2 protein-coding genes are annotated in these 1,143 nt (G+C 52.8%); both read left to right on the top strand.

Features of this window, described 5'->3' with window-relative positions; translation table 11 throughout:
* The first annotated feature begins 72 nt into the window (after positions 1-72).
* Complete coding sequence (pyrE, locus tag L692_RS0116825; protein ID WP_025701281.1) at positions 73-714, top strand: orotate phosphoribosyltransferase; 642 nt, start codon at positions 73-75, stop codon at positions 712-714.
* A 151-nt stretch (positions 715-865) separates the two neighbouring features.
* Positions 866-1,030, top strand: a complete 165-nt coding sequence (locus L692_RS32885; RefSeq protein WP_175491879.1) for a hypothetical protein — start codon at positions 866-868, stop codon at positions 1,028-1,030.
* The last annotated feature ends 113 nt before the right edge of the window (positions 1,031-1,143 follow it).

Here is a 1,143-nt window from a genome sequence, read left to right as displayed (position 1 = left end):
AGGACGGCCTATAACGGCGGCTCCTGACCCGCGTCAGGCAGCCGAGCAAATTATTGAGGAGATGATCAAGGCGTGAGCCCATTGCTGAACAGAAGTGAACAAATAGCATCGTACCTGTTGAAGATCGAGGCGGTCGCGCTGCGTCCGCAGGAGCCGTTTACCTGGACATCCGGCATCAAATCCCCGATCTACTGCGATAACCGGCTTACCTTGTCGTATCCGGAAATTCGCAGCTATATTGCCGACGCGTTCGCGGAGCTGATTGCCGCCGAATATCCCGGCACCGAAGTCATCGCCGGAACGGCAACCGCCGGCATTCCGCATGCGGCCTGGGTCGCCGACAAGCTGAATCTGCCGATGGCCTACATCCGCGACAAAGCGAAAGGACACGGCAAACAGAACCAAATTGAAGGAATCGTTGCGCCCGGCCAGAAGGTTATCGTCATTGAAGACCTGATTTCAACCGGAGGCAGCTCGATCAAGGCTGCGCAGGCCGTGAAGGAAGCTGGAGCAGAGCCGCTCGCGGTGCTGGCGATTTTCAGCTATGAACTGGACCGGGCGACAGGCGCATTCAAGGAAGCGGGCATCCCGCTGCAAAGTCTGTCCAACTACAGCACCCTGATCGATGTCGCGCTGGGTCAAGGCAAAATTGTGGCTAGCGATGTTGAACTGCTTCAGTCGTGGAGACGCGACCCGTCTTCTTTCGGAAACTGATTGATGTGAAAGAAACCGTCCGATACCCGGGCGGTTTTTGTTTTTTTATGGCGTTTGGATCAATCATCCGGATGCCGCAAGTTTTTTGTAAATATGGGCAAGCTAACGGAGAAGACGGGCTTGATTATTATATAAGGGAGAAGATTGCAGCATGAACTGGGTATATTTTGCAAGGTTGTTCAGAACAAAATTTCAAGCGGGCTGTCTGGCCAAGCGGCTCGAGCAGGACGGCTGGATTTACGGCTACCATGATCCGCGATTTGTTGAAATTTACCGTTCACGCAGAGGAAAATATGGAGTCCGGTTTCTGCCCTGAAAAAAATTGACTGACGGCTTCTTGACTTAACACCAGGTTATATCGTATACTATTTATTGTCGCTGTTTGATTTTGATTACTGACGCGGGGTGGAGCAGCCCGGTAGCTCGTCG

This window comes from Paenibacillus forsythiae T98 (assembly GCF_000520735.1).
GTDB classification, from domain to species: Bacteria; Bacillota; Bacilli; order Paenibacillales; family Paenibacillaceae; genus Paenibacillus_AQ; species Paenibacillus_AQ forsythiae.
Note: the sequence above shows the minus strand (reverse complement) of the source record. Positions and strands in the feature narration are given on the sequence as shown.